22 protein-coding genes are annotated in these 22,475 nt (G+C 66.7%); 13 read left to right on the top strand and 9 right to left on the bottom strand.

Annotation, left to right across the window (positions count from 1 at the left end):
• Position 1 precedes the first annotated feature (1 nt).
• Positions 2 to 706, top strand: a complete 705-nt coding sequence (locus Q9235_RS11535; protein WP_306227345.1) for an HAD family hydrolase — start codon at positions 2 to 4, stop codon at positions 704 to 706.
• A 34-nt stretch (positions 707 to 740) separates the two neighbouring features.
• On the opposite strand, the gene Q9235_RS11540 is transcribed toward Q9235_RS11535, so the two are convergent.
• On the bottom strand, positions 741 to 1,235 hold the full coding sequence (locus Q9235_RS11540; RefSeq protein WP_306227347.1) for a GFA family protein: 495 nt from the start codon (positions 1,233 to 1,235) through the stop codon (positions 741 to 743).
• A 273-nt stretch (positions 1,236 to 1,508) separates the two neighbouring features.
• On the opposite strand from Q9235_RS11540, the gene Q9235_RS11545 reads away from it, so the two are divergent.
• Positions 1,509 to 1,718: a cold-shock protein gene (locus Q9235_RS11545; RefSeq protein ID WP_047578161.1), complete on the top strand. Its 210-nt coding sequence runs from the start codon at positions 1,509 to 1,511 to the stop codon at positions 1,716 to 1,718.
• Between the two features lie 104 nt (positions 1,719 to 1,822).
• Here the strand turns inward: Q9235_RS11545 and Q9235_RS26835 are convergent, their stop codons facing one another.
• Entirely contained in the window at positions 1,823 to 1,879 is a 57-nt protein-coding gene (locus tag Q9235_RS26835) for a hypothetical protein (RefSeq protein ID WP_422678367.1), read from the bottom strand.
• A 20-nt stretch (positions 1,880 to 1,899) separates the two neighbouring features.
• On the opposite strand from Q9235_RS26835, the gene Q9235_RS11550 reads away from it, so the two are divergent.
• The 3 genes from Q9235_RS11550 (at position 1,900) to Q9235_RS11560 (ending at position 4,058) form a co-directional block, all read left to right on the top strand.
• The gene (locus tag Q9235_RS11550) at positions 1,900 to 3,435 is read left to right on the top strand and encodes a DEAD/DEAH box helicase (RefSeq protein WP_306227350.1); all 1,536 of its coding nucleotides are present in this window, start codon (positions 1,900 to 1,902) and stop codon (positions 3,433 to 3,435) included.
• Positions 3,436 to 3,513: 78 nt separating this feature from the next.
• Positions 3,514 to 3,783 (top strand): translation initiation factor IF-1, encoded by a 270-nt coding sequence (infA, locus tag Q9235_RS11555; protein ID WP_061964687.1) that lies wholly within the window; start codon positions 3,514 to 3,516, stop codon positions 3,781 to 3,783.
• Between the two features lie 8 nt (positions 3,784 to 3,791).
• Positions 3,792 to 4,058 carry a hypothetical protein gene (locus Q9235_RS11560; protein ID WP_306227353.1) on the top strand — a complete coding sequence of 89 codons (267 nt, stop codon included), beginning with the start codon at positions 3,792 to 3,794 and terminating at the stop codon, positions 4,056 to 4,058.
• A gap of 288 nt (positions 4,059 to 4,346) precedes the next feature.
• Here the strand turns inward: Q9235_RS11560 and Q9235_RS11565 are convergent, their stop codons facing one another.
• The gene (locus Q9235_RS11565) at positions 4,347 to 4,937 is read right to left on the bottom strand and encodes a hypothetical protein (RefSeq protein ID WP_306227356.1); all 591 of its coding nucleotides are present in this window, start codon (positions 4,935 to 4,937) and stop codon (positions 4,347 to 4,349) included.
• 273 nt (positions 4,938 to 5,210) lie between these two features.
• Entirely contained in the window at positions 5,211 to 6,503 is a 1,293-nt protein-coding gene (locus tag Q9235_RS11570; RefSeq protein ID WP_306227358.1) for a cell wall hydrolase, read from the bottom strand.
• 239 nt (positions 6,504 to 6,742) lie between these two features.
• Between Q9235_RS11570 and Q9235_RS11575 the strand changes: the two genes are divergently transcribed.
• Both Q9235_RS11575 and acuI read left to right on the top strand, forming a co-directional pair.
• Positions 6,743 to 7,975 (top strand): MFS transporter, encoded by a 1,233-nt coding sequence (locus tag Q9235_RS11575; RefSeq protein WP_306227361.1) that lies wholly within the window; start codon positions 6,743 to 6,745, stop codon positions 7,973 to 7,975.
• 97 nt (positions 7,976 to 8,072) lie between these two features.
• On the top strand, positions 8,073 to 9,059 hold the full coding sequence (gene acuI, locus Q9235_RS11580; protein ID WP_306227364.1) for an acrylyl-CoA reductase (NADPH): 987 nt from the start codon (positions 8,073 to 8,075) through the stop codon (positions 9,057 to 9,059).
• Between the two features lie 4 nt (positions 9,060 to 9,063).
• On the opposite strand, the gene Q9235_RS11585 is transcribed toward acuI, so the two are convergent.
• Both Q9235_RS11585 and Q9235_RS11590 read right to left on the bottom strand, forming a co-directional pair.
• Complete coding sequence (locus tag Q9235_RS11585; RefSeq protein ID WP_306227367.1) at positions 9,064 to 9,963, bottom strand: LysR family transcriptional regulator; 900 nt, start codon at positions 9,961 to 9,963, stop codon at positions 9,064 to 9,066.
• Positions 9,964 to 10,047: 84 nt separating this feature from the next.
• Positions 10,048 to 11,028, bottom strand: a complete 981-nt coding sequence (locus Q9235_RS11590; protein WP_422678316.1) for an L-threonylcarbamoyladenylate synthase — start codon at positions 11,026 to 11,028, stop codon at positions 10,048 to 10,050.
• Between the two features lie 176 nt (positions 11,029 to 11,204).
• On the opposite strand from Q9235_RS11590, the gene Q9235_RS11595 reads away from it, so the two are divergent.
• Entirely contained in the window at positions 11,205 to 12,980 is a 1,776-nt protein-coding gene (locus Q9235_RS11595; RefSeq protein ID WP_306227373.1) for an acyl-CoA dehydrogenase, read from the top strand.
• A gap of 17 nt (positions 12,981 to 12,997) precedes the next feature.
• On the opposite strand, the gene Q9235_RS11600 is transcribed toward Q9235_RS11595, so the two are convergent.
• Positions 12,998 to 13,792, bottom strand: coding sequence for a class I SAM-dependent methyltransferase (locus Q9235_RS11600; RefSeq protein ID WP_306227375.1), 795 nt, complete (start codon positions 13,790 to 13,792; stop codon positions 12,998 to 13,000).
• Positions 13,793 to 13,872: 80 nt separating this feature from the next.
• On the opposite strand from Q9235_RS11600, the gene Q9235_RS11605 reads away from it, so the two are divergent.
• The 4 genes from Q9235_RS11605 to Q9235_RS11620 all read left to right on the top strand — a co-directional run bounded on the left by Q9235_RS11605 (position 13,873) and on the right by Q9235_RS11620 (position 18,500).
• Positions 13,873 to 14,754: an SDR family NAD(P)-dependent oxidoreductase gene (locus Q9235_RS11605; RefSeq protein ID WP_422678317.1), complete on the top strand. Its 882-nt coding sequence runs from the start codon at positions 13,873 to 13,875 to the stop codon at positions 14,752 to 14,754.
• Entirely contained in the window at positions 14,738 to 15,598 is an 861-nt protein-coding gene (locus Q9235_RS11610) for an SDR family oxidoreductase (protein ID WP_306227380.1), read from the top strand. Before Q9235_RS11605 ends, Q9235_RS11610 begins: the two co-directional genes overlap by 17 nt.
• Before the next feature lie 103 nt (positions 15,599 to 15,701).
• The gene (locus tag Q9235_RS11615) at positions 15,702 to 16,691 is read left to right on the top strand and encodes a magnesium transporter CorA family protein (protein ID WP_306227383.1); all 990 of its coding nucleotides are present in this window, start codon (positions 15,702 to 15,704) and stop codon (positions 16,689 to 16,691) included.
• Between the two features lie 33 nt (positions 16,692 to 16,724).
• Entirely contained in the window at positions 16,725 to 18,500 is a 1,776-nt protein-coding gene (locus Q9235_RS11620; protein WP_306227385.1) for an SLC13 family permease, read from the top strand.
• On the opposite strand, the gene corA is transcribed toward Q9235_RS11620, so the two are convergent.
• Positions 18,501 to 19,544, bottom strand: coding sequence for a magnesium/cobalt transporter CorA (gene corA / locus Q9235_RS11625; RefSeq protein ID WP_306227387.1), 1,044 nt, complete (start codon positions 19,542 to 19,544; stop codon positions 18,501 to 18,503).
• Between the two features lie 406 nt (positions 19,545 to 19,950).
• Here corA and Q9235_RS11630 point away from each other — a divergent pair, with 406 nt between their 5' ends.
• Positions 19,951 to 21,318, top strand: coding sequence for a dicarboxylate/amino acid:cation symporter (locus Q9235_RS11630; RefSeq protein ID WP_306227389.1), 1,368 nt, complete (start codon positions 19,951 to 19,953; stop codon positions 21,316 to 21,318).
• Positions 21,319 to 21,346: 28 nt separating this feature from the next.
• Here the strand turns inward: Q9235_RS11630 and Q9235_RS11635 are convergent, their stop codons facing one another.
• The gene (locus tag Q9235_RS11635) at positions 21,347 to 22,411 is read right to left on the bottom strand and encodes a cysteine synthase A (RefSeq protein WP_422678319.1); all 1,065 of its coding nucleotides are present in this window, start codon (positions 22,409 to 22,411) and stop codon (positions 21,347 to 21,349) included.
• Positions 22,412 to 22,475: the final 64 nt, after the last annotated feature.

Consider the following 22,475-nt stretch of genomic DNA (forward strand, 5'->3'; position numbering starts at 1 on the left):
CATGGCATCGAAACTGACCACCATCGGCTTCGATGCCGACGACACGCTCTGGCAGAACGAGCAGTTCTTCCGGATGACGGAGGATCGCTTCGTTGCGCTGCTCGGCGAGCACGGCGAGGCGGCGGAGATTTCCGGACGACTGCTCGAAGCCGAGAAGCGCAATCTCGGCTTCTACGGTTTCGGCATTAAGGGCTTCGTGCTCTCGATGATCGAGACGGCGATCGAGATCACGCGGGGGCAGGTCCCGGCTTCCGTCATCGGCGAGATCCTCGCCGCCGGCCGGGAGATGGCGGCCCATCCCGTGGAGACGCTGCCGCATGTGAGCGAGACACTCCAGGCGCTCTCGGGTGACTATCGCCTGGTGCTGATCACCAAGGGCGATCTCTTCGATCAGGAGCGCAAGCTCGCCCAGTCCGGCCTCGGCGACTTCTTCCATGCTGTCGAGATCGTCAGCGACAAGAAGCCGGAGACCTATGATCGCATCTTCACGCGCCACGGCGATGGGGCAGGGAGGGCGATGATGGTCGGCAACTCCCTGAAATCGGACATCCTGCCGGCATTGGAGGCCGGCTCCTGGGCCGTCCATGTCCCGCATGACCTGACATGGGCTCTGGAGCATGCCGAGGAGCCGGTGGGGCACGACCGCTACCACGCCATCCCGGATCTCGGCCCCTTGCGCAACCTCATCGAGCAGCTCGTTCGCTGATCTGTTCGTGGCAAGCGACCCACGGGCCGTGGGATCAATCGACCCAGAGGCCGCGTTTGCGGTGCCAATCCTCGATCGATTCCTCGGGATAGGTGTCGAAGCTCTGGTCGTTCGGCCCTATCGCCGGCTCGACCCAGCCGGCCTTGAAGCGCAGCATCAGATGGGTCTTTTCGGGCGCACGCGGCAGATGGCTGTCGATCGCCGAGGCGAAGGGATGGAGTAACTCCGGCCAACGCGGATCGAACAGCCAGAGAGCGGCGCCGCATGTGGTGCAGAAACGACGCTGCGCCTGCGAGCGTTCGCAGGCCCCGTCGTCGCCTTCGATCTCCGCGCTGAAATTGCCGATCTTGTCCTCGCCTTCAACCTTCAGCGTCGCCGCATCGGCCGAGAGGTTGATCGCGAAGCCGCCACCGCCCGCCGTCTTGCGACAGATCGAGCAGTAGCAGAGCTGGTAGGGGACGGGAGCGTGGCTCTCGACCGAGAAATGTACCGCCCCGCAGCGGCAGGAGCCCTTGAGCATGATCGGCATGACGCGGCCTCCTTTTCCTGCCAAACATCTGCTGGCCAGCTCGGTTACAGGCGCCGATGGCCCTCTTGCTGGACCCTTCTTGCATTTCGTGCTATCCGCACCGATGTATGACGAGATGCGGCCGGGTTCTGGCCAATCCTCCGCGCGGGCAATCCGGTCGGCGGGCACGATTCAGATCCACCACACATCGCTACAATACCACTGCAAGGCGTCCGCGCGTCGAGCTCTGGGTCGCAACGATACGCGGATCTGAAACGTAAGGATTCTGGAACTATGGAAAAGGGCACCGTGAAGTGGTTCAACGCCACCAAGGGCTATGGCTTCATCACCCCTGAGAACGGCGGCCAGGACGTGTTCGTCCACATCTCCGCTGTCGAGCGCGCGGGTCTCCGCGAGCTGCGCGACGGCCAGGTCGTCTCCTACGAACTCGTTGCCGATCGCAAGACCGGCAAGACCTCGGCCGGCAACCTCGTCGTCGCCTGAGCTGATACCTGATCGACCGGGAAGGCCTTGAGGGCCCCGGTCCACGACAAGCCTGCCGGCGCTGTGGCTAGCGGTTCGCCGGCAGGTCCGAATATCCTTTGAATTCAGGCCGGATGCGGGCCTGCGGCGCAGCCGATTCCACATGCGCCCCCCGCGATCACGGCGCCCAGAAAGCCTCTTCTTGACCAAGTTTACCGATCTCGGCCTTGCCGAGCCCCTTCTCAAGGCGCTCGCAGCCGAGGGCTATGAGACGCCCACGCCGATCCAGGCGCAGGCGATCCCCCATATTCTGCAAGGCCGTGACCTGCTCGGCGCCGCCCAGACCGGCACCGGCAAGACCGCTGCCTTCTCGCTGCCGATGCTGCACCGCTTGCTCGCAAAGCCGCGCCAGATGCCGGCCCGCGCCGTGCGTGCGCTCATCCTGTCGCCGACGCGTGAGCTCTCGGCCCAGATCGAAGCCAGCATCCGCACCTATGCACGCTACACCTCGCTGAAATCGACGGTGATCTTCGGCGGCGTGCCCGTCGGCAAGCAGATCCGCGCGCTCGGCGAGAAGGTCGACATCCTCGTCGCCACGCCTGGCCGTTTGCTCGACCTCGTCGATCAGCGCGCCGTCTCGCTGCGCGAGATCGAGTTCCTCGTCCTCGACGAGGCCGACCAGATGCTCGATCTCGGCTTCATCCACGCGCTGCGCCGCATCGCGACCCTGATCCCGAAGGAGCGCCACACGCTGCTCTTCTCGGCGACCATGCCGAAGCCGATCCGCGACATCGCTTCCGCCTATCTCACCGACCCGGTCGAGGTCGCGGTGGCGCCGGTCGCGACGACGGCCGAGAAGATCGACCAGCGCGTCATCTTCACCGAGCCGGGCGACAAGCCGGCTCTGCTCGCCAAGACCCTGAACGTGCCCGAGCTCGAGCGCGCCATCGTCTTCACCCGCACCAAGCACGGCGCCGACAAGGTCGTGCGCCAGCTCGGCACCTCCGGCATCGAGGCGGCCGCGATCCACGGCAACAAGAGCCAGAGCCAGCGCGAGCGGGCTCTCGGCGCCTTCCGCGACGGCAGCTTGCGCATCCTCGTCGCCACCGACATCGCGGCGCGCGGTATCGATGTCGACGGCATCAGCCATGTCGTCAATTTCGACCTGCCGAACGTGCCGGAGACCTATGTCCACCGCATCGGCCGCACCGCGCGCGCCGGCGCAGAGGGCATTGCCATCGCCTTCTGCACGCCGGAAGAGCGCGGCGACCTCGCCGCCATCGAGAAGCTGACCAAGGTCGCGATCACGCCGATCGGTGCCGTTCCCTACTGGGATGGCCGCACGCCGAAGAAGCCGCCGCAGAACCAGCGCGGTGGCGGGCGTGGCCAGCAGCAGAACGGCGGCGGACGCGGCGGTCCAGGCCGCCCGCAGGGCCAGCAAGCTCGCCCGCAGGGCCAGCAAGCTCGCCCGCAGGGCCAGCAGGCTCGCCCGCAAGAGCAGCAGCAGCCGCGCGGCGGCAAGCCCGGCGAGGGTGGCCAGCGCAACCAGCCGGCCAATGGCGGTCCGCGTCAGGAGCGTCACGAGCGTCCGCGTCATCCTGAGCGGGGCCCGCGCCCCGAGCAGACGGCGCAGCGAAAAGACGGCGGTTCCGCAAAAGAAGGGCTTGGCGGCGTCGCGTTCTTGCAGCAAAGAACACAGCAACCACGCACCAACGGCGCCCGGCGGCGCGCGCGCTGACGCGCGATCGACCAGAACAGGGCGAGCCTCCCTCACGATGGCTCGCCCACGCGCCCTAGGGCTCACGAAGGACGACAGATGGCGAAAGAAGAACTGCTTGAATTCGACGGCACCGTGGTCGAGGTGCTTCCGGACGGCAACTACCGGGTGAAGCTCGACAACGAGCACATCATCCTGGCCTATGCCGCCGGCAAGATGAAGAAGAACCGTATCCGCACGATCGCGGGTGACCGCGTCATCGTCGAGATGTCACCTTACGATCTCGATCGCGGCCGCATCAATTTCCGCCAGAAGACGGCTGGTCCCGCTCCGGGCGGCCCGCCGCGCCAGAACTTCCGCCGCCGCTGACAACGTCGATGCGCCTGTCGCGAAACGAGCTCCTGTTCGTCGCGCTGGGCGCCGGTCTCGGCGCGGTGGTCGCCTGGGCAGTCCGGGCTGGCCTCGTCGCGCCGGACGGCGCGCTGCCACCTTTCGCCATCGTGCTCTTCGCGCTGGGTATCGTCGAGTTGCTCGTCGGCCTGGCGACGGGCCGTCCTCCGGGCACGCTGGCCGGCATGCCGGCCCGCTTTCTCGCTTTCGCCGCGGGCGTCTGCGTCCTCCTGCTCGGCAGCAAGCTCGCCTGAGCGGCTGCTTGAGGGCACCCGGGGCTCCGCCGTCATTCCGGGGCTTCGCGATAAGCGAAGAGCCCGGAACCCCGGAACCGATGCGGCCACTCGAACAGGCGTCGCCGTTCTGCCTTTTCAATCAGATTCAGCGGTTCGGGATTCCGGCATCACGGCTTCGCCATGCTCTGGAATGACGATCGCTGCCTGGGATAATCGCCCAAGAAAAAACCCCGGCGCGAGGGCCGGGGTGAAAGTGGTCGTTCCGTGGGTAATAAAGGGTCTGCGTGAAACTCTGTCCCGATCCGCTCAGTAGCGGCTGCGGGACCAATACTGCGAACCGGGGCTGACCATCACCTGGCGCTGCCGGGTCTCGTAGACGGCGGGGATATCCTGCCGCACGACCTGGGTCGGACGCACCATCACCTGGCGCTGACGCTGCGTGTAGACGGCGGGAACCGTCTCGTAATCGATGCTGGCCGGGGAAACCTCGACGCGGCGGCTCTGGTAGCCGTAGCGGGCGGGCACATCGACCCAGCAGCCGACGGTATTGCCGTAAGCGTCGCGGGTCACTTCCCAGCGGCGGGTGGCGGCCGAGATCATGACCTTTTCGGTCACGGTCTCGTAGACGGCGGCGCGATGACGCGGGATGCGGCGCTCGGGAGCGATCATCACATTGTCGGTCACGGTCTCGTATTCGGCCGGGACGACGTGGCGCTGCACCTGGGCCGGACGAACCTGGTAGGTCTCGTTGATCGAGCCGTAGACCGGCGGAGTGGTGACGAGGTTGTAGCAGGCGGAGCCGCGGCAGCCGCCGGCCTGGGCGGCCGTGGCGCCGAGGACAAGCGCCGCTGCGAGGCTGGAAGCAGTGATGATGCCTGAGGAAAGCGAGCGCACCATTGTGGACCTGACCCTGTCGAGTTTGGCGTCGAGCGCCGTTCGTTGGAGACAGGAAGCCCGCTCGAAGTGATGAACGCAAGGTAAACGCTAAAACAAGGTAAAATTAACCAGTTGCGGACTGCCGGGCGTATTCACCCAACTTCCAGGCAAGTAAAGGAAAACGCTTGGATTTTAGCGGATCGGGAGCGATGCGTGCCGCCCCGCTTCGCGCGGGCTGATGTTAAGACGGGTGATGCTCCGCCACCTGCAGGAAGGGGGTGAAAGGCCCGCCTCTCAGGTCTGTCCGGGCCGCAACTGGTAGAAGACGTGCTGGCCGATCGTGTCCATCTTCTTCAGTTTCTTCGCCCAGGACGGACGCACGTAATTGGCGTGGTAATGGGTCGCTGCGCCGACATCCGGCAGATAGGTCGTGCCGTCATAGACCTCGCGCGCGATCCTGACCGCGTCGCGCCAGGACGCGGGCTCGGTGATCCGCAGCGACTTGCCTTCGCAGGTGAAGGTGAACTGGCAGGCGAGATAGCGGTTGCTGTTCTGGTAGACCACGCCGCAGACGCTGCTCGGATAGAGCCCGCTCTTCACGCGGTTGAGAACCACCTGCGCCACGGCCGCCTGGCCCTGGAGCGATTCGGAGCGGGCCTCGAAATAGACGGCTTCCGCGAGGCAGCGCTGTTCCTTCGCCATGTTCTCGGGCGCGATCAGCTTGGTATAGTCCTGCTTCACGCCGGGCTCGGCGAGGCGCAGGTCGCGATTGGCCGGCGCCGAGGCCAGCGCGATGCGCCCGCGCGGCTGCGGCGCGGAATGGGCGGGCAGGGCGGACGGCGTCACCGTGCCGATGACCGCGCCGACCAGCGGCGTCGAGGACGAGGCCTGGCTCGCCTGCGGCACTGAGGGCGAGGAGCCGTCGATGCTTTCGAGATGCAGCTCCGCCTGCCGCGCCGAATGGATCCTGGGCTTCAGCGGCGACACCGGCGAGGAATCGGATAGGGCCGGATCGGTCAGGCCCTCGTCGTTGGCATAAGGCTCGAAGCCGGTCTGCGGCCCGTCCACGGCCTCGGCCGCGCGCATCGCGTCGAGCGAGAAACCGCCGGAGATCAGTTTCGGCTGGGTGTCACCGAAGACGACCCGTTCCAGCTCGATCGACGGATGTTCGGAGAGGCCCGGCCGCAGGCTCGGCAGCATGTCGCCCTTGGCGGTGCGGTCGACCTCCGGGAAGGTTGCGGCGGCCGAGCGCTTCATGTCCTCCCGCGGGGCGCGCGGATCGACGACGATGCGGCGTTCGGGGTCCTCGAAGGAGAGCTTCGCCTGCGTGACGGCCGAGGTCAGGGCAAGGCCCGGCAGTCGGAAGGCGCTGGCCGCGACCAGCATCGATGGGCCTTCGGCGAACTCGGAGACAGGGCCGGGCGCGACCCGCGGAATGGCGCTCGAAGGCAGGCCGGTCGGCCCGAAATTCTGACCGGCGGAAGCGGTGAAGGAAACGAGCATACCGAAGGACAGGGCCCAGGGCGAGACGGTGCTCGCGGCCCACTTGATGCCGAGGGGGCGCGCCTTCCGCCCATGCCTGCGCACACGCCAATGACTCAAAACGACACACCCGTCCCGATCGCACGGAACGAAAAGCGCAGCCGAACCCGCACGCCTTCGTTGGAATCCGTTATCACCTCGGTAAGGTTGAGCCCCGGTTAACGGCGCGCGCGCCCCTTGCATTCCATGCTTTGTCGTGATGCGAGATTTCACGAAATCGCGCTGGTTGACCTGCGGGCAGGGCGCTAACGTGTAACCACACATTCGACGCTTCGGAGACAGCCATGACGTCCACGCCAGCGCGCAGTTATGCGCCGGAGATCATCGTCGCCGCCGGCTGCCTGATCGCGCTCATCACCTTCGGCCCGCGCGCCAGCGCCGGCCTGTTCCAGATCCCGATGACGATCCAGTTCAACTGGGGCCGGGATACTTTCAGCCTGGCGCTGGCGATCCAGAACCTGCTCTGGGGTCTCGGTGCGCCCTTCGCCGGCGCGATTGCGGACCGCTATGGCACGGTGCGCGTGCTCTGCGTCGGCGCGATCCTCTATGCCGCTGGCCTCGTCATGATGGCCTATGCGACGACGCCGTTGCAGCTCCATCTCGGCGCCGGCGTCCTGATCGGTTTCGGCCTCTCGGCCTGCTCGTTCAATCTCGTCCTCGCCGCCTTCGGCAAGCTGCTGCCGGAGCAGTGGCGCCCGATGGCCTTCGGCGCCGGCACGGCCGCCGGCTCCTTCGGCCAGTTCCTCTTTCCGCCGATCGGCAACATCCTGATCGAGACGCTGGGCTGGCAGCAGGCGCTCATCGTCTTCGCCTTCACGCTGCTGCCGATCCTGCCGATCTCGATCGTGATGGCGACGCGCAAGACCGGTGCCGCTGCTGGCGCCGTTGCGGCCAACCTGCCGAACCAGACGATCGCGCAGGCGCTGGGCGAGGCCTTCAAGCATCGCAGCTATGTCCTGCTCGTGCTCGGCTTCTTCACCTGCGGCTTCCAGCTCGCCTTCATCACCGTGCATATGCCGGCCTATCTCAAGGATGCCGGCCTGCCGGCCTGGGTTGGCGGCTGGACGCTCGCCGTCATCGGCCTCGCCAATGCCATCGGCTCGCTCTCCTCGGGCTGGCTCTCGACGCGGATGCCGAAGCGCCATCTCCTGGCCTGGATCTATCTCGGCCGGGCGGTCGCCATCGCCGCCTTCATCCTGTTGCCGCCAAGCCCGACCACCGCGATCACCTTCGGCATCGTCATCGGCCTGTTCTGGCTCTCGACCGTGCCGCCGACCTCCTCGCTGGTCATGCTGATGTTCGGCACCAAATACATGGCGATGCTCTATGGCTTCGCCTTCTTCTCGCACCAGGTCGGCGGGTTCCTTGGGGTCTGGCTGGGCGGCGTGCTCTACGAATCGCTGGGCAACTACCAGTTCGTCTGGTGGCTCTCGGTCGCCCTCGGCGTCGCCTCGGCCCTGATCAACCTGCCGATCATCGAGAAGCCGGTGCAGAGGCCGGAAGCGCAACCGGCCTGATCCCGAGGACGAACCTTCACACGGCCGATGGGGTTGCGGCGGCGCCACGCCGCTGCAACCTTGTCGGCCTTCGTATTTGCAGGTTCCGGAGATGGTGATGACGACGTTCAAGGCCCTTGTGGCGACCAAGGGCGAGACGGGCACTAACCTCGCCTTCACCGACTTCGCCGAGAGCGACCTGATGGAGGGCGATGTCACCGTCCGCGTTACGCATTCGACGGTGAACTACAAGGACGGCCTCGCCCTTACCGGCAAGGCGCCGGTGGTCCGCCGCTGGCCGATGATACCCGGCATCGATTTCGCCGGCCGGGTCGAGACCTCCGACCATCCCGGTTTCAAGCCGGGCGATCTCGTCGTGCTCAACGGCTGGGGCACGGGCGAGACGCATCTGGGCGCCTATGCCCAGAAGAGCCGGGTCAAGGGCGACTGGCTGGTGCCGCTGCCCGAGGGACTGACCCCCGCCGAGGCGATGGCGATCGGCACGGCTGGCTACACCGCCATGCTCTGCGTGCTCGCGCTCGAGAAGCATGACCTGAAGCCGACAGACGGTCCGGTCGTCGTCACTGGCGCGGCCGGCGGCGTCGGCTCGGTCGCGATCGCATTGCTGGCCAAGGCCGGCTGGCACGTCATTGCCTCGACCGGCCGCGCCGAGGAAGCGGATTACCTCAAGAGCCTCGGCGCCGCCGAGATCATCGACCGCAACGAATTGGCCGCGCCCGGTCGCCCGCTCGGCAAGGAGCGCTGGATCGCCGGCGTCGATGCGGTCGGCTCGCACACCCTCGCCAACCTGCTCTCGATGACGAGATATGGCGGAGCCATCGCCGCCTGCGGCCTCGCGCAAGGCATGGACCTGCCGGCCTCTGTCGCGCCCTTCATCCTGCGCGGTGTCGCTTTGCTCGGCGTCGATTCGGTGATGTGCCCGAAGCCGCGCCGGATCGAGGCCTGGCAGCGGCTTGCCAGCGACCTCGACCGCGACAAGCTCGGCCTGATCACCACGACAATCCCGCTGGATGCTGTGATCGAGACGGGCAAGGCGATCGTCGAGGGCAAGGTCAAGGGCCGGGTGGTCGTCGAGATCGGCTGAGGCCTTACCCTTCGAACAGCGCCCGCTGCCGCGCGAGCTCGTTGCTGCAGAAATCCATGAAGGCGCGCACGCGCGGCACATGCCGGATATCGGGATGGGTCAGCACCCATAGGCCTGTGGCGAAATCCGGATTGGGCGGCAGGAGCCGCATCAGGTCGGAGCGCTGGTCGGCGATGAAGCAGGGCAGCGGCCCGATGCCGAGGCCTTGCGCCACTGCCTCGGCGATCCCCAGCACGGCCGAGCTCTTCAGGGCGATCCGCTCCGGCGCGACATGCTCGCGCACGAAGCGGGCGGCCTTTACATGCGAGAGCTGGTCGCCGAGCGCGACCCAGTCGCGCTGGTAGAGCAGGGCGGGGCTCGCTTCTTCCTCGGGGGTGATGCCGTCCGCGGCGCGGCCATAAATCGCCCAGGCGATGGTGGCGATGCGCCGGCCGACCAGCGTCTCGCCCGGCGTGTCGCTGGCGCGGATCGCGATGTCGGCATCGCGCTTCGACAGGTTGAGCGCCTGGTTGCCGATGACGACATCGAGCCGGATCAGCGGATGCGCCTTGCGGAAGGCGGCAAAGATCGGCAGCAGCACGTTCTGGTAGAGCGTGTCGGTCGTGGTGATCCGCAATTCGCCTGATGGCGCGACGTCCCGCCCGGCGAGGCGCCGGGCGAAGGCGGTGACATCCTCGTCCATCCGGCTTGCCAGCGCCGCCATCTCGGCCCCGGCGACCGTCGCGACATACCCGGTCTTGCGCCGCTCGAAGAGCGGCAGGCCGACGAGCTCCTCGATCTGGCCGAGCCGCCGGAACACGGTGGAGTGATTGACGGAGAGCGCAGCCGCCGCCCCGGTCAGCCCGTCATGATCGGCGATGGCCTTGATCAGCCGGAAATCGTCCCAGGCAAGCTTGGCATTCATCGGCAAGGCATCCTCCTGCGCGCACGCAAGCCGATATCTTGCAGTGATGCAAGCTGGAGGAATTCAAATCCGGGAGAGCAGGGATCAGCGCGGCGCCGCGGCGCGTCGCAGACGGTCGTTGATCGCCTCGCCCAGCCCATGCCCGGGAATGAGGGCGACCGCGATGGTCTTCCGTCCCATCTCGTCGAGCCGGCGCATATAGCCGAAGAGATGGGCAGCGGCCTCGCGCAGGTCGCCGCTTGGGCTGAGATTGAGCGAGGCCGGATGCTCCTGGGCCTCGGGGCCGAAGCCGAGCCACGCCTCGTCATTCTCGGGTGCCTCAGCGTCGAGTCTGACCCGCGCCGCCGGAGCGTAATGCGAGGCGAGCATGCCCGGTGAGATCGGCGCATGGCCGGCATCGCCCGCGATCACCAGCGGCCGGCCGATGACATGTTCGATCGCCTCGCGCGGCACGCCGCCGGGACGCAGCAGGCGCGGGGCGCCGTCGAGGCATGCGACGATGGTCGATTCGACCCCGACCTCGGTCGGGCCTGCATCGATGATGGCGTCGATGCGGCCGTCGAGATCGGCCATCACATGAGCGGCGCTGGTCGCGCTGATCCGGCCGGAGCGATTGGCGGAAGGCGCCGCGATCGGTCGCCCGGCCGCTTCCAGCACGGCATGCGCGACCGGATGCGCCGGGACACGCAGCGCCACGGAGGGCAGCCCTGCCCGCGCCAGATCACTCACCGTGCAGCCGGATGAAGCCGGCACGACCAGCGTCAAGGGCCCCGGCCAGAAGGCTTGCGCCAGTGCCAGCGCATTCGCGTCGAACAGGCCCTGCCGACGGGCGCTCGCAAGGTCGGGTAGATGCGAGATCAGTGGGTTGAAGCTCGGGCGCTCCTTTGCGGCATAGATGCCCGCGACCGCCGTGCCGGAGGTCGCGTCCGCCGCGAGCCCGTAGACCGTCTCGGTCGGCATCGCGACGAGCCCGCCCGCGCGCAGCAACGCAGCCGCCTCGGCGATGCCGGAGGCATCGGCGGCAAGGAGCTTCGTCTGGCGAGGAGGGGACACGGGCTGGTTCACGACGCGATTGACCGATGATGGTTTATATATAAACTAACTGATGGGCACGGCACGGGACGAAGGTCGCGCTCGCTTGCGCGTGGCTTAGGCGATAGTTCCTCGCTACCATCGCGGCAACGGCAAATGCAGGCGGCGGCTGCCTTTCGGGCAGGCACGAGCCTCAGGGAGAGACGATTATGAGCTATCGCGCCCCGGTTTCGGACATGCTCTCCACCATGCGCCATGTCGCGGGGCTCGACCGGCTCATCGCCGACGGGCTGGCGCCGGAACTCGACGGCGGTGTGGCGGAAGCCGTGCTCGACGAGGCCGCGAAATTCGCCGCCGACGTGATCGCGCCGCTGAACCGCGTCGGCGATCTCAACGGCTCGAAGCTCAAGGACGGCGCCGTCACCACCCCGCCGGGCTGGAAAGAGGCCTACAAGGCCTGGGCCGAGGCCGGCTGGAACGCGCTGCCGGCGCCGGAGGCCTATGGCGGGCAGGGCCTGCCGACGCTGCTGCAATCCGCCTGCATCGAGATGTGGAACTCGGCCGCCTTCGCCTTCGCGCTCGGCCCGTTGCTGACGGTCGGCGCGATCGAGGCGATCCATGCGCATGGCTCCGACCATCTCAAGGAGACCTATCTCGCCAAGCTGGTCTCCGGCGAGTGGATGGGCACGATGAATCTGACCGAGCCGCAGGCGGGCTCGGACCTCAATGCGCTGCGCAGCAAGGCCGAGCGCGTCGGGGACGGCACCTATCGCATCACCGGCCAGAAGATCTTCATCACCTATGGCGAGCACGATCTGACCGAGAACATCGTCCATCTGGTCCTCGCGCGCCTGCCCGATGCCCCTCCCGGCACGCGCGGCATCTCGCTCTTTCTCGTGCCGAAATTCATGGTCAATGCCGACGGCTCGCTCGGCGCACATAACGATCTGCGCTGCTCCGGCATCGAGCACAAGCTCGGCATCCATGCCTCCCCGACCTGTTCCATGGCCTTCGGCGACAATGGTGGCGCCATCGGCTGGCTGATCGGCGAGGAGAATCGCGGTCTCGCCTGCATGTTCACGATGATGAACAATGCCCGCCTCAACGTCGCCTTGCAGGGCGTCGCCATTGCCGAGCGCGCCTATCAGCAGGCGCTCGCCTTCGCGCATGAGCGCAAGCAGGGCGCGGCGCTCGATGCACCCAAGGGTGCGCCGATGAGCCCGATCATCGTCCACCCGGACGTGCGCCGCATGCTGATGGACATGCGCGCCAAGACGCAAGGCGCCCGCGCGATCTCCTATCAGGTCGCCGAGGCGCTCGATCGCTCGCATCGCGAGACCGACGAAGCCAGGCGCAAGGCCGCTTCCGAACGCGCCGCGATCCTCACGCCGATCGCCAAGGCCTATGCGACGGAGATCGGTATCGATGTCGCCTCGACCGGCGTGCAGGTCCATGGCGGCATGGGCTTCGTCGAGGAGACCGGTGCCGCCCAGCATCTGCGCGATGCCCGCATCGCCGCGATCTACGAGGGCACCAACGGCATCCAGGCGATCGACCTCGTCACCCGCAAGTTGCCGCTCTCCGGCGGCGAGGCGGTGAAGGCGCTGGTCACCGAGATGCGCGGCATCGTCGGCGAGGTCGAGCGCGCCAACAATCCGGGCTTCGGCCATACCGCCGCCCGCCTCGGCGCCGCCGTCGATGCGCTTGAGCGCGCGACGGAATGGATGCAGGCGACGCTCGGCACGAGCGTGGCCGACGCATTGGCGGGCGCGACTCCGTACCTGAAGCTCTTCGCGCTGGCGCAGGGCGGCACGGGGCTGGCGAAGAAGGCGCTGGCCACGCGCTCGGAAGCAGACGGCACCGCCGATCTCGCCACCGCCCGCTTCTATGCCGAATGCATCGCAACCGAGGCGCCGGCCCTGGAGCTCGCGGTCACGGAAGGCGCCGGCGCGATCGCCGATGCGGCTGCGGTCTTCGCCGCGTGAGCCCAGTCGCGCTCCGTTCAGACAGTCGCCGCCTTGCGGGCGCGGATATGCAGGAAGAGCGGGACGATATGCGTGTCGGCGAGATAGGGGACGGCCCGCGCGGTCTCCGCGTCGACACTCGGCTCGGCCATATGCTCGATCGTGAGCCCAGCCGCGACGATCATCGCCACCCACTCGCTCAGCGTGCGGTGGAAGCGCGGCACGCGGAAGGGCTCGACGCTGGCCTTGATGTCGGCCGGCGCGGCGCCGAAGCGCCAGGTCTCGATCTCGCCGTCGATGCCATCGAAATAGCGGCCGACCTCGATGGCGCGGATATTTCCGGCCTCGTCGCGCAGCACCTTGCGATAGGGCGGCGCGAAACAGGGATGCAGGATCGAGAACTGCAGGAAACCGCCGGGCTTGAGTACGCGCGCCGCTTCCGCCAGCGCCTTGTCCTGAGCGGGCATGTCCATCAGCGACATGAAGGCGGTCGCGAAATCGAACTGCGCATCCGGGAAGGGCAGGGCGGTGCCGTCGCCGAAGCGGTAGTCGATGCCGAGCGGCTTCGCCGCTTCCGCCTCCTGCGCGTGGCGGATGAAGGTCGGCGCGATATCGACGGCGATCATGCGCCCACCGGCCTCGGCGAGCTTGCGCGTGTTCGAGCCTTCGCCGCAGCCGATATCGAGGCCGTCGAGCCCTGCAATGTCCGGCAGGTTGGCGAAGAAGACGGGGCTGTTCAGCGCGTCGCGATAGAGGTCGTAGCCGGCCCGCGCATGCCGGGTCCAGGTCTCGGCATTGGCCTCCCAGCAGGCGGCGACATCGGTGCTGTCCATGGTGCTGCTCCGTTGCGAGGGGAGCGGGGCTATAGAGCAGCGGGCCGGCCGTGGCCAGCGGCGATTCGTCGGGAATGCCCATGACTGCCGCGCAACCGTCTCTCTCCGGCCGCATCTGCCTCGTCGCCGGCGCCTCGCGCGGACTCGGGCGCGGCATCGCCAGGGCATTGGGCGAGGCCGGCGCGACGGTCATCGTCACCGGACGCTCCAGCGAGGCCGGGCAGCGCACCGACCAGCGCCAGGAGACCTTCGAGGACGCGGCCCGCGAGGTCGAGGCCGCCGGCGGCAAGGGCCATCCCTATCGCTGCGACCATACCAGCGAGCGCGATGTCGACGGGCTCGTCGCCTGGGCCTTGCGCCGTTTCGGCCGACTCGACTGCGTCGTCGATGCGGTCTGGGGCGGCAATGAAGGTTATGACGGCGAGCGCTATCCCGACGGTTCGAGCTTCGGCACGCCGTTCTGGCGCCGCCCGGTCGCGCGACTGGGCGAGAGCTTCGAGAGCGGCGTCTATGCCCAGTTGCTGCTGGCGCGCGCGGTGGCGCCGGCCATGGTGCAGGCGCGCTCGGGGCTCATCGTCACGCTGAGCTTCGACATGGCGGGCGGCTATCTCGGCGATGTCTTCTACGACCTCGCCAAGGCGGCGATGAACCGGCTGAGCTTTGCGATGGCCGAGGAACTGAAGCCCTTCGGCGTCACAGCCTTGAGCCTGTCGCCGGGCCATGTCCTGACCGAGCGCGTCCGCGATGCGGGTCTTGGCGCGGAGACCACCGAAACGCCGCTCTATGCCGGCCGCGCCGTCGTGGCACTGGCTGCCGACTCCGACGTCGCTCGTCATGCCGGACATGTCCTCCATGTCGCCGATCTGGCGCGTGCCTATGGCTTCACCGACCGGGATGGCTCCCAGCCGGCCCGCTACGTCATCACCAATGAACAGGGAGGCGGCGATGTCGCTCAAGGGTAAGACGCTTTTCATCACCGGCGGCTCGCGCGGCATCGGTCTCGCCATCGCGCTTCGGGCGGCGCGAGACGGCGCCAACGTCACCATCGCCGCCAAGACGGCCGAGCCGCATCCCAAGCTTCCCGGCACGATCTACACCTCCGCCGCCGAGATCGAGGCGGCCGGCGGAAAATGCCTGCCGTTGATGGTCGATGTCCGCGACGAGCAGAGCGTCACTGATGCGATCGCCAAGACGGCCGAGACCTTCGGCGGCATCGACATCGTCGTGAACAATGCCAGCGCGATCCAGCTCAGCAACACCCAGACGACCGACATGAAGCGCTTCGATCTGATGCACCAGATCAACACGCGCGGCACTTTCATGGTCTCGAAATACGCCATTCCCCATCTGGCGAAGGCGCAGAACCCGCATATCCTGATGCTCTCGCCGCCGCTCGACATGAAGACGCAGTGGTTCGCGCCGCATCTGGCCTATTCGATCGCGAAATACGGCATGAGCCTGTGCGTGCTCGGCCTCGCCGGCGAGCTGGCGCGCCAGGGCATCGCGGTCAACGCGCTCTGGCCGCGCACGACGATCGCGACCGCCGCCGTCCAGAACCTGCTCGGCGGCGACAAGATGGTGCAGGCGAGCCGGACGCCCGAGATCCTCGCCGACGCGGCCCATATGATCTTCTCGAAGCCCTCCCGTGAGTTCTCCGGCAACTTCCTGATCGACGACAGCTTCATGGCCGGCGAGGGCGTCACCGATTTCAGCCAGTATCGCGTCGACCCCTCGGTGCCGCTGATGCCGGATTTCTTCGTGCCGGCAGACAGCCTGCCGCCGCAGGGCGTGAAGGGCGGGGTGTAACGCCTCGGCAGCATTTCGAGCCGGGTCGTCATCGGTTTGACACGAAGGCGGGATCGGAGTTCCTGCCGGTTTCCACCCTGACCGTGCAGCGAGATTCGCGCCCATGCTGACGATCCACGGCTCATGCCCCGATACGCGCGACAAGCTCCGGCTCAGCAAGCTCGACGCCTACGGGGATTTTCCTTGCGACGTCGTCTGGATCGACCTGCTCAATCCGACGCCGGAGGAGGACAAGCGGGTCGAGAAGCATCTTGGCATCTCGATCCCGACGCGCGAGGAGATGCACGATCTCGAGCCGTCCGAGATCATCTATACCGAGAACGGCGCGCGCTACATGACCGCGCGGATCATCTGCCAGTCCGACACCATCGTCCCGCTTCTGGCGGACGTCACCTTCATCCTCACTGACAAGGCGCTGGTGACGGTGCGCTATGACGAGCCAGGGGCTTTCAACATCTTCCTCAACCGCGCCACCAAGCCGGGCGGTTGCGGCCAGCAACCTGAGGCCGTCCTGGACGGTTTGATCGAGGCGATCGTCGACCGCGCCGCCGAGGTGCTGCGCGGCGTCGGCGACAAGATCGACATCGCCTCGCGCCGCGTCTTCGCCGGACGCGGCCAGGACGTCGAGCGCGGCGGCGTCTATCAGGTCGTGATCCAGAAGATCGGTCAGTACGAGCATATCATCTCCAACGTCCGCGAGAGCATGATGACGGTGGAGCGCGTGCTGCTGTTCCTCTCGGCCAACTATACCCGCCCGAAAAAGGCTCAGACCGGCTTCTCGGCCGAATGGCGCTCTGCGGTGCGTGATGTACAGGCCATCGAGGAGCACGCGGCCTTCCTGTCGAACAAGCTGCAATTCATGATGGACGCCACGCTCGGCCTCGTCTCGATCGAGCAGAACAAGATCATCAAGCTGTTTTCGGTCGTCTCGGTCGCACTGATGCCGCCGACGCTGATCGCCTCGATCTACGGCATGAACTTCAAGACGATGCCGGAGTTGGAGTGGCAGTGGGGCTACCCCATGGCGGTGGGGCTGATGATCCTCTTCGCCGTGCTGCCCTATATCTTCTTCCGTTGGAAGAAGTGGCTGTAAGGCGGATATTCCGCGCGATACGTTGAAGGCCGGATGACACAGCCACAGATTCTCTCCGTCCTTCTCGTCGCCGGCATGATGGCCGCCTTCCTGTGGGGGCGGCTGCGCTACGACATTGTCGCGATGCTGGCGCTTCTGACCGCGGTCGCTCTCGGATTGGTGCCGGCAGCGGAGGCATTCAAGGGCTTCTCCGATGACATCGTTATCATCGTCGGCAGCGCGCTGGTCCTGAGCGCGGCGGTGGCGCGCTCGCGCATCATCGAGCGCCTGTACTCGAAGCTCGGCGCCCGCCTGACCTCGACGCAGTTGCAGGTGCCGCTGCTCGTCTTCGTCGTCGCCGTGATGTCGGCGATCATCAAGAATATCGGTGCGCTCGCGATGATGCTGCCGATCGCCTACCAGCTCGCCCGCAAGAGCGGAAAATCACCCTCGGTCTTCCTGATGCCGATGGCCTTTGCCTCGCTGCTCGGCGGCATCGTCACGCTGGTCGGCACCTCGCCGAACGTCATCGTCGCCCGCGTCCGGCAGGAGCTCGGCGGCGAGCCCTTCCGCATGTTCGATTTCGCGCCGGTCGGCATCGTCGTCGCCGTTGCCGGCTGCCTCTTCCTCAGCGTCGGCTACCGCCTGCTGCCGCGCGATCGCCGCGGCGCCGTCTCGCTCGATCAGGCGATCGACATCAAGGACTACCTGACCGAGGCCAAGCTCAACGGGAAATCGCCGCTGGCGGGCAAGACGGTCGCCGATCTCAAGGCGATCGGTGAAGGCATCGAGATCGTCTCGATCCTGCGCAACGAGCGCCGCGTCCAGGCGCCGCTGCCCGATGCCTCGCTCAAGGCCGGCGACATCCTGCTGCTGCGCGGCGATGCCGCCGTGCTCGAGCGGGTCGTAGCCGAAGGCGGGCTCGACCTCACCGGCAAGGACCGCCCGACGCAGAAGGAGGATGCGCTCGACCCCGACCGCATCGCCGAGGCGATCATCGGCCCGGATTCGACGCTGATCGGTCAGTCGGCCGGCGACATCGCTCTGCACAGCCGCTTCGGCGTCAACATGATCGCGATCAGCCGCTCGGGCGAGCGCTTCAGCCAGCGGCTGCGCGATATCCGCCTGCGGGCCGGCGATATCGTCGTCATCCAGGGCGATGAGAAGCTGCTGCCGGAAAAGCTCTCCGAACTCGGCCTGCTGCCGCTGGCCGACCGGCTGGTGCCGCTGGGCTCGACGCGCCGCGTCGTGCTGACCGTGACGATCGTGCTGGCCGCGATCATCGCACTGGCGGCAGGGCTCGCACCGGTGCCGCTGGTCTTTTTCGCTGCCGCTGTGCTGCTGATCGCGCTCCGCTGTGTACCGTTGCGCGAGGCCTATCAGAGCATCGATGCGCCGATCCTGCTGATGCTGGCGGCGTTGATCCCTGTCTCGGATTCCCTGCGGACGACCGGCGCTACCGATCTCTTCGCCTCATGGCTCGCCATGATCGGCGGCGGCTTGCCGGGCTGGGCCGCGGTCGCGCTCATCCTCGTCGCGGCGATGGCGGTGACGCCGTTCCTGAACAATGCGGCGACGGTGCTGGTCATGGCTCCCATCGGCGCGGGCTTCGCCAAGAACCTCGGCTACAATCCCGACGCCTTCCTGATGGCGGTCGCGATCGGCGCAGCCTGCGACTTCCTCACGCCGATCGGCCACCAGTGCAACACGCTGGTGATGGGGCCGGGCGGCTATCGCTTCAGCGACTATGCGAGGCTCGGCGCGCCGCTCTCGCTGCTGGTCATCCTGCTTGCGGTGCCGATGATCCTGCTGGTCTGGCCGCTCAGATAGCTACAGCCAGCCGTTCCGCCTGAAGCGCCAGTACAGGATCGAGCAGGTGCAGACGATCAGCGTCAGCACGGAATAGTAGCCGTAATACATCTTTAGTTCCGGCATGTTTTCGAAATTCATGCCGTAGATGCCGGCCACCGCCGTCGGCACCGCCAGGATGGCGGCCCAGGATGCCAGCCGCTTGGTGATCAGGCTTTCCTGGCTCTGCCCCACCAGCAGGCTCGCCTCGAAGGCGAAGGCCAGCACTTCGCGCAGGCTGTCGATCTTCTCCTGCACGGTGCGGACATGGTCGGTCACGTCGCGGAACATGGGAGCAAGTGTCGGCCGGACCTGCGGCACGGTGCCGTTCATCAGCCGCTGGCAGACATCCACCAGCGGGGCGACCGCATTGCGCAGGCGCAGCAGGTCGCGCCTGAGCATGTAGAGCCGCTCGATATCGGAGCGCGCCATCGGCTTGGCCAGGATCTTGTCCTCGATCTCCTCGACCTCGTCATGGATCGCTTCCAGCACCGGCATGTAGTTGTCGACGATGAAATCGAGGATCGCGTAGAGGATGAAATCCTCGCCCTTGGCCAGCGAGGTCGGGCAGGTCTCCCAGTGCTGCCTGACCGACTTGTAGGAGGTCGAGGCGCCGTGCCGGACGCTGACGATATAGCCGCGGCCGACGAAGATATGGGTCTCGCCGAAGGCGATGCGCCCGTCGATCAACTGGGCCGTGCGCGCGACGACGAAGAGCGCGTCGCCATATTGCTCGAGCTTCGGCCGCTGATGCGCGTTGGTGGCGTCCTCGACGGCGAGCGGGTGCAGGTTGAACTGCTGCTGCACGCAGCGCAGCAGCGCGGGTTCCGGTTCGAGCAAGCCGATCCAGACGACATGGTCGTCCTTGCGCGCCCATTCGCCGGCCTCGGTGACGGGGATATCGGCGACGCGCACGCCATGGACATAGACGCCCGACGCGATGACGCCGTCCTGCTGCGGCTGGGCCTGTTCGGGCGTCGCTTCCCGTGCGGCGGGGGAGGTAAGCCGGGCTTCCGAGACTGACATGCGACCACCTCGCCGATCGCTGGATCATCGGAATGCAGGCTAGAACTGTTCGATCTCCGTGGAAATCACTTTTCCGGCAAAGGGAAAGGTGGCGGCCATTGTCATTCCGGGGCTTCGCGGAGCGAAGAACCCGGAACCCACGACCGGGTAAAACATCCCAAGCTAGGCAGCAATCCGTTCACCCAGTCGTGGGTTCCGGGTTCGCGCCTGCGGCGCGCCCCGGAATGACAACCGCGCGGCCCGAACCGTTCTGATACGGAATCAGCAGCGCCAAAAAAGATGTTGGAGAAGATTTTTATCGCAAGAGGACCAAAGAATGAAAATATCCGCTTTTGCGAAGGCAAGTTCGGGAGGTGTATAGGAATATTCATCTACGGCCGCGGGCCGAACTTGAAGAGATCCTGTCATGACCACCGCAATTCCCCGGACCGGCACCGCCGGAGCCGGTTCAAAACCGTTCTACTCCAGCTTCGGCTTCCAGGTTCTGGCGGCCATGGTGATCGGCCTCGTTCTCGGCTGGGTCGCGCGCAACATGGGGCCGGTCGCTCCGGGCCAGCCGAACTGGCTGACCGTCACGCTCGCGACCACCGGCTCGATCTTCGTGCAGCTCCTGCAGGCGCTGGTGCCGCCCCTGATCTTCACGGCGATCGTCGCCTCGATCAGCAATCTCCGGCAGCTCTCGAATGCCGCCGCGCTGGTCTGGCAGACGCTGCTCTGGTTCGCGATCACTGCCTTCATCGCCGTGCTGATCGGCATCGCGCTCGGTCTCATCATCCAGCCCGGCATCAATGCCGGCGTCGCCGCTGCCAGCGCCAAGGCGCCGGGCTCCGTTGGCTCCTGGCTCGACTTTCTGAAGGGGCTCGTGCCCGCCAACATGTTCGGCCTGCAGGCAACGACGCGGGTCGATGGTGGCGGCGCGACCACGCGCCTTGGTTTCAACGTGCTGCAACTGCTGGTGATCTCGATCGTCGTCGGCGTCGCCGCGCTGAAGGTCGGCGAGCGCGCCAACAGCTTCCTCGCGCTCAACGAGTCCTTCCTGGCGATCGTCCGTAAGGTGCTGTGGTGGGTGATCCGGCTGACGCCGATCGGCACCATCGGCCTGCTCGGCAACGCCGTCGCGCAATATGGCTGGCAGACGCTGGAGCAGCTCTCCTGGTACGCCTTCGCGATCTATCTCGGCCTCGCGATCGTGCTGCTCGTCGTTTATCCGGCGCTTCTCGTCCTGCACGGCCTGTCGCCGGCGCGCTTCTTTGCGGGTGCCTGGCCGGCGATCCAGCTCGCCTTCGTCTCGCGCTCCTCGATCGGCACCTTGCCGGTGACCGAGGCCGTGACCGAGAAGAGCCTCGGCGTGCCCCGCGAATATGCCGCCTTCGCCGTGCCGCTCGGCGCGACCACGAAGATGGACGGCTGCGCCGCGATCTATCCGGCGATCTCCGCGATCTTCGTCGCGCAGTTCTACGGCGTGCCGCTCGGCATCCAGGAATACGTCCTGATCGCCTTCGTCTCGGTGATCGGCTCGGCCGCGACCGCCGGCCTCACCGGCGCCACCGTGATGCTGACGCTGACGCTCTCGACGCTCGGCCTGCCGCTCGCCGGCGTCGGCCTCCTGCTCGCCATCGACCCGATCCTCGACATGGGCCGCACGGCGGTGAACGTCGCCGGTCAGGCGCTGGTGCCGACACTCGTCGCCAAGCGTCAGGGCATGCTCGATCAGGCGCAGTACGACCGCGCCGGAGATATCGAGGCGATCGACGCGACGCCGCGCGCGGCGTGATCACGGATGGCCTGGGGCGGCTGCCGCCTCAGGCCATCACCTTGCTGACGACCTGCTTCAGCGCCGAGCTGTCTCGTTCCAGCCAGCCGGGAACCGGCAGGTTCTTCGAACGCAGGAATTCCGGATTGAACAGCTTCGACTGGTAGCGCGTGCCGTAGTCGCAGAGCACCGTCACGATGGTATGGCCCGGCCCCATCTGCTGCGCCAGCCGGATCGCGCCTGCGACATTGATACCCGACGAGCCGCCGAGGCAGAGGCCCTCATGCTCCAGCAGATCGAAGACGATCTGCACCGCTTCCGCATCCGGGATCTGGAAGGCGATATCGACCGGCGCATCGACCAGATTGGCGGTGATCCGGCCCTGGCCGATGCCTTCGGTGATCGAGGAGCCCTCGGACTTGAGCACGCCTGCCTTGTAGTAGGAATAGAGCGCCGCGCCCATCGGGTCGGCCAGCCCGATCATGACCTCGGGATTGCGCGCCTTGAGGGCCATGCCGACGCCAGCCAGCGTCCCGCCCGAACCGACCGCACAGATGAAGCCGTCGACCTTGCCGGCCGTCTGCTCCCAGATTTCCGGGCCGGTCGTGTCGATATGGCCCTGCCGGTTCGCGACATTGTCGAACTGGTTGGCCCAGATCGCGCCGTTCGCCTCGGTCTTCGCCAGTTCCTCGGCGAGGCGGCCGGAGACCTTCACGTAGTTGTTCGGGTTGGCATAGGGCGCGGCGGGCACTTCGACCAGCGTCGCGCCGGCCAGCCGCAGCATGTCTTTCTTTTCCTGGCTCTGCGTCTCCGGGATGACGATCACCGACCGATAGCCCAACGCATTGCCGACGAGCGCGATGCCGATGCCGGTATTGCCGGCCGTGCCCTCGACGATGATGCCGCCGGGTTTCAACTGCCCCTTCGCCTCGGCGTCGCGGATGATCGCGAGCGCGGCGCGGTCCTTCACCGATTGGCCGGGGTTCATGAACTCGGCCTTGCCGAGGATGGTGCAGCCGGTCTCCGCCGAGGCACGCTGGAGCTTGATGAGCGGGGTGTTGCCGATGGCTTCGATGACGCCATCCTTCATGTCGATCTTCGCGCGGATAGTCATGGCCGGATTTCCCAATTCGTCCCTGACCTGATAGGCGAAAGCGTCTCAGCGGTCATCAGTGAGC

Source organism: Bosea beijingensis (genome assembly GCF_030758975.1).
GTDB lineage: Bacteria > Pseudomonadota > Alphaproteobacteria > Rhizobiales > Beijerinckiaceae > Allobosea > Allobosea beijingensis.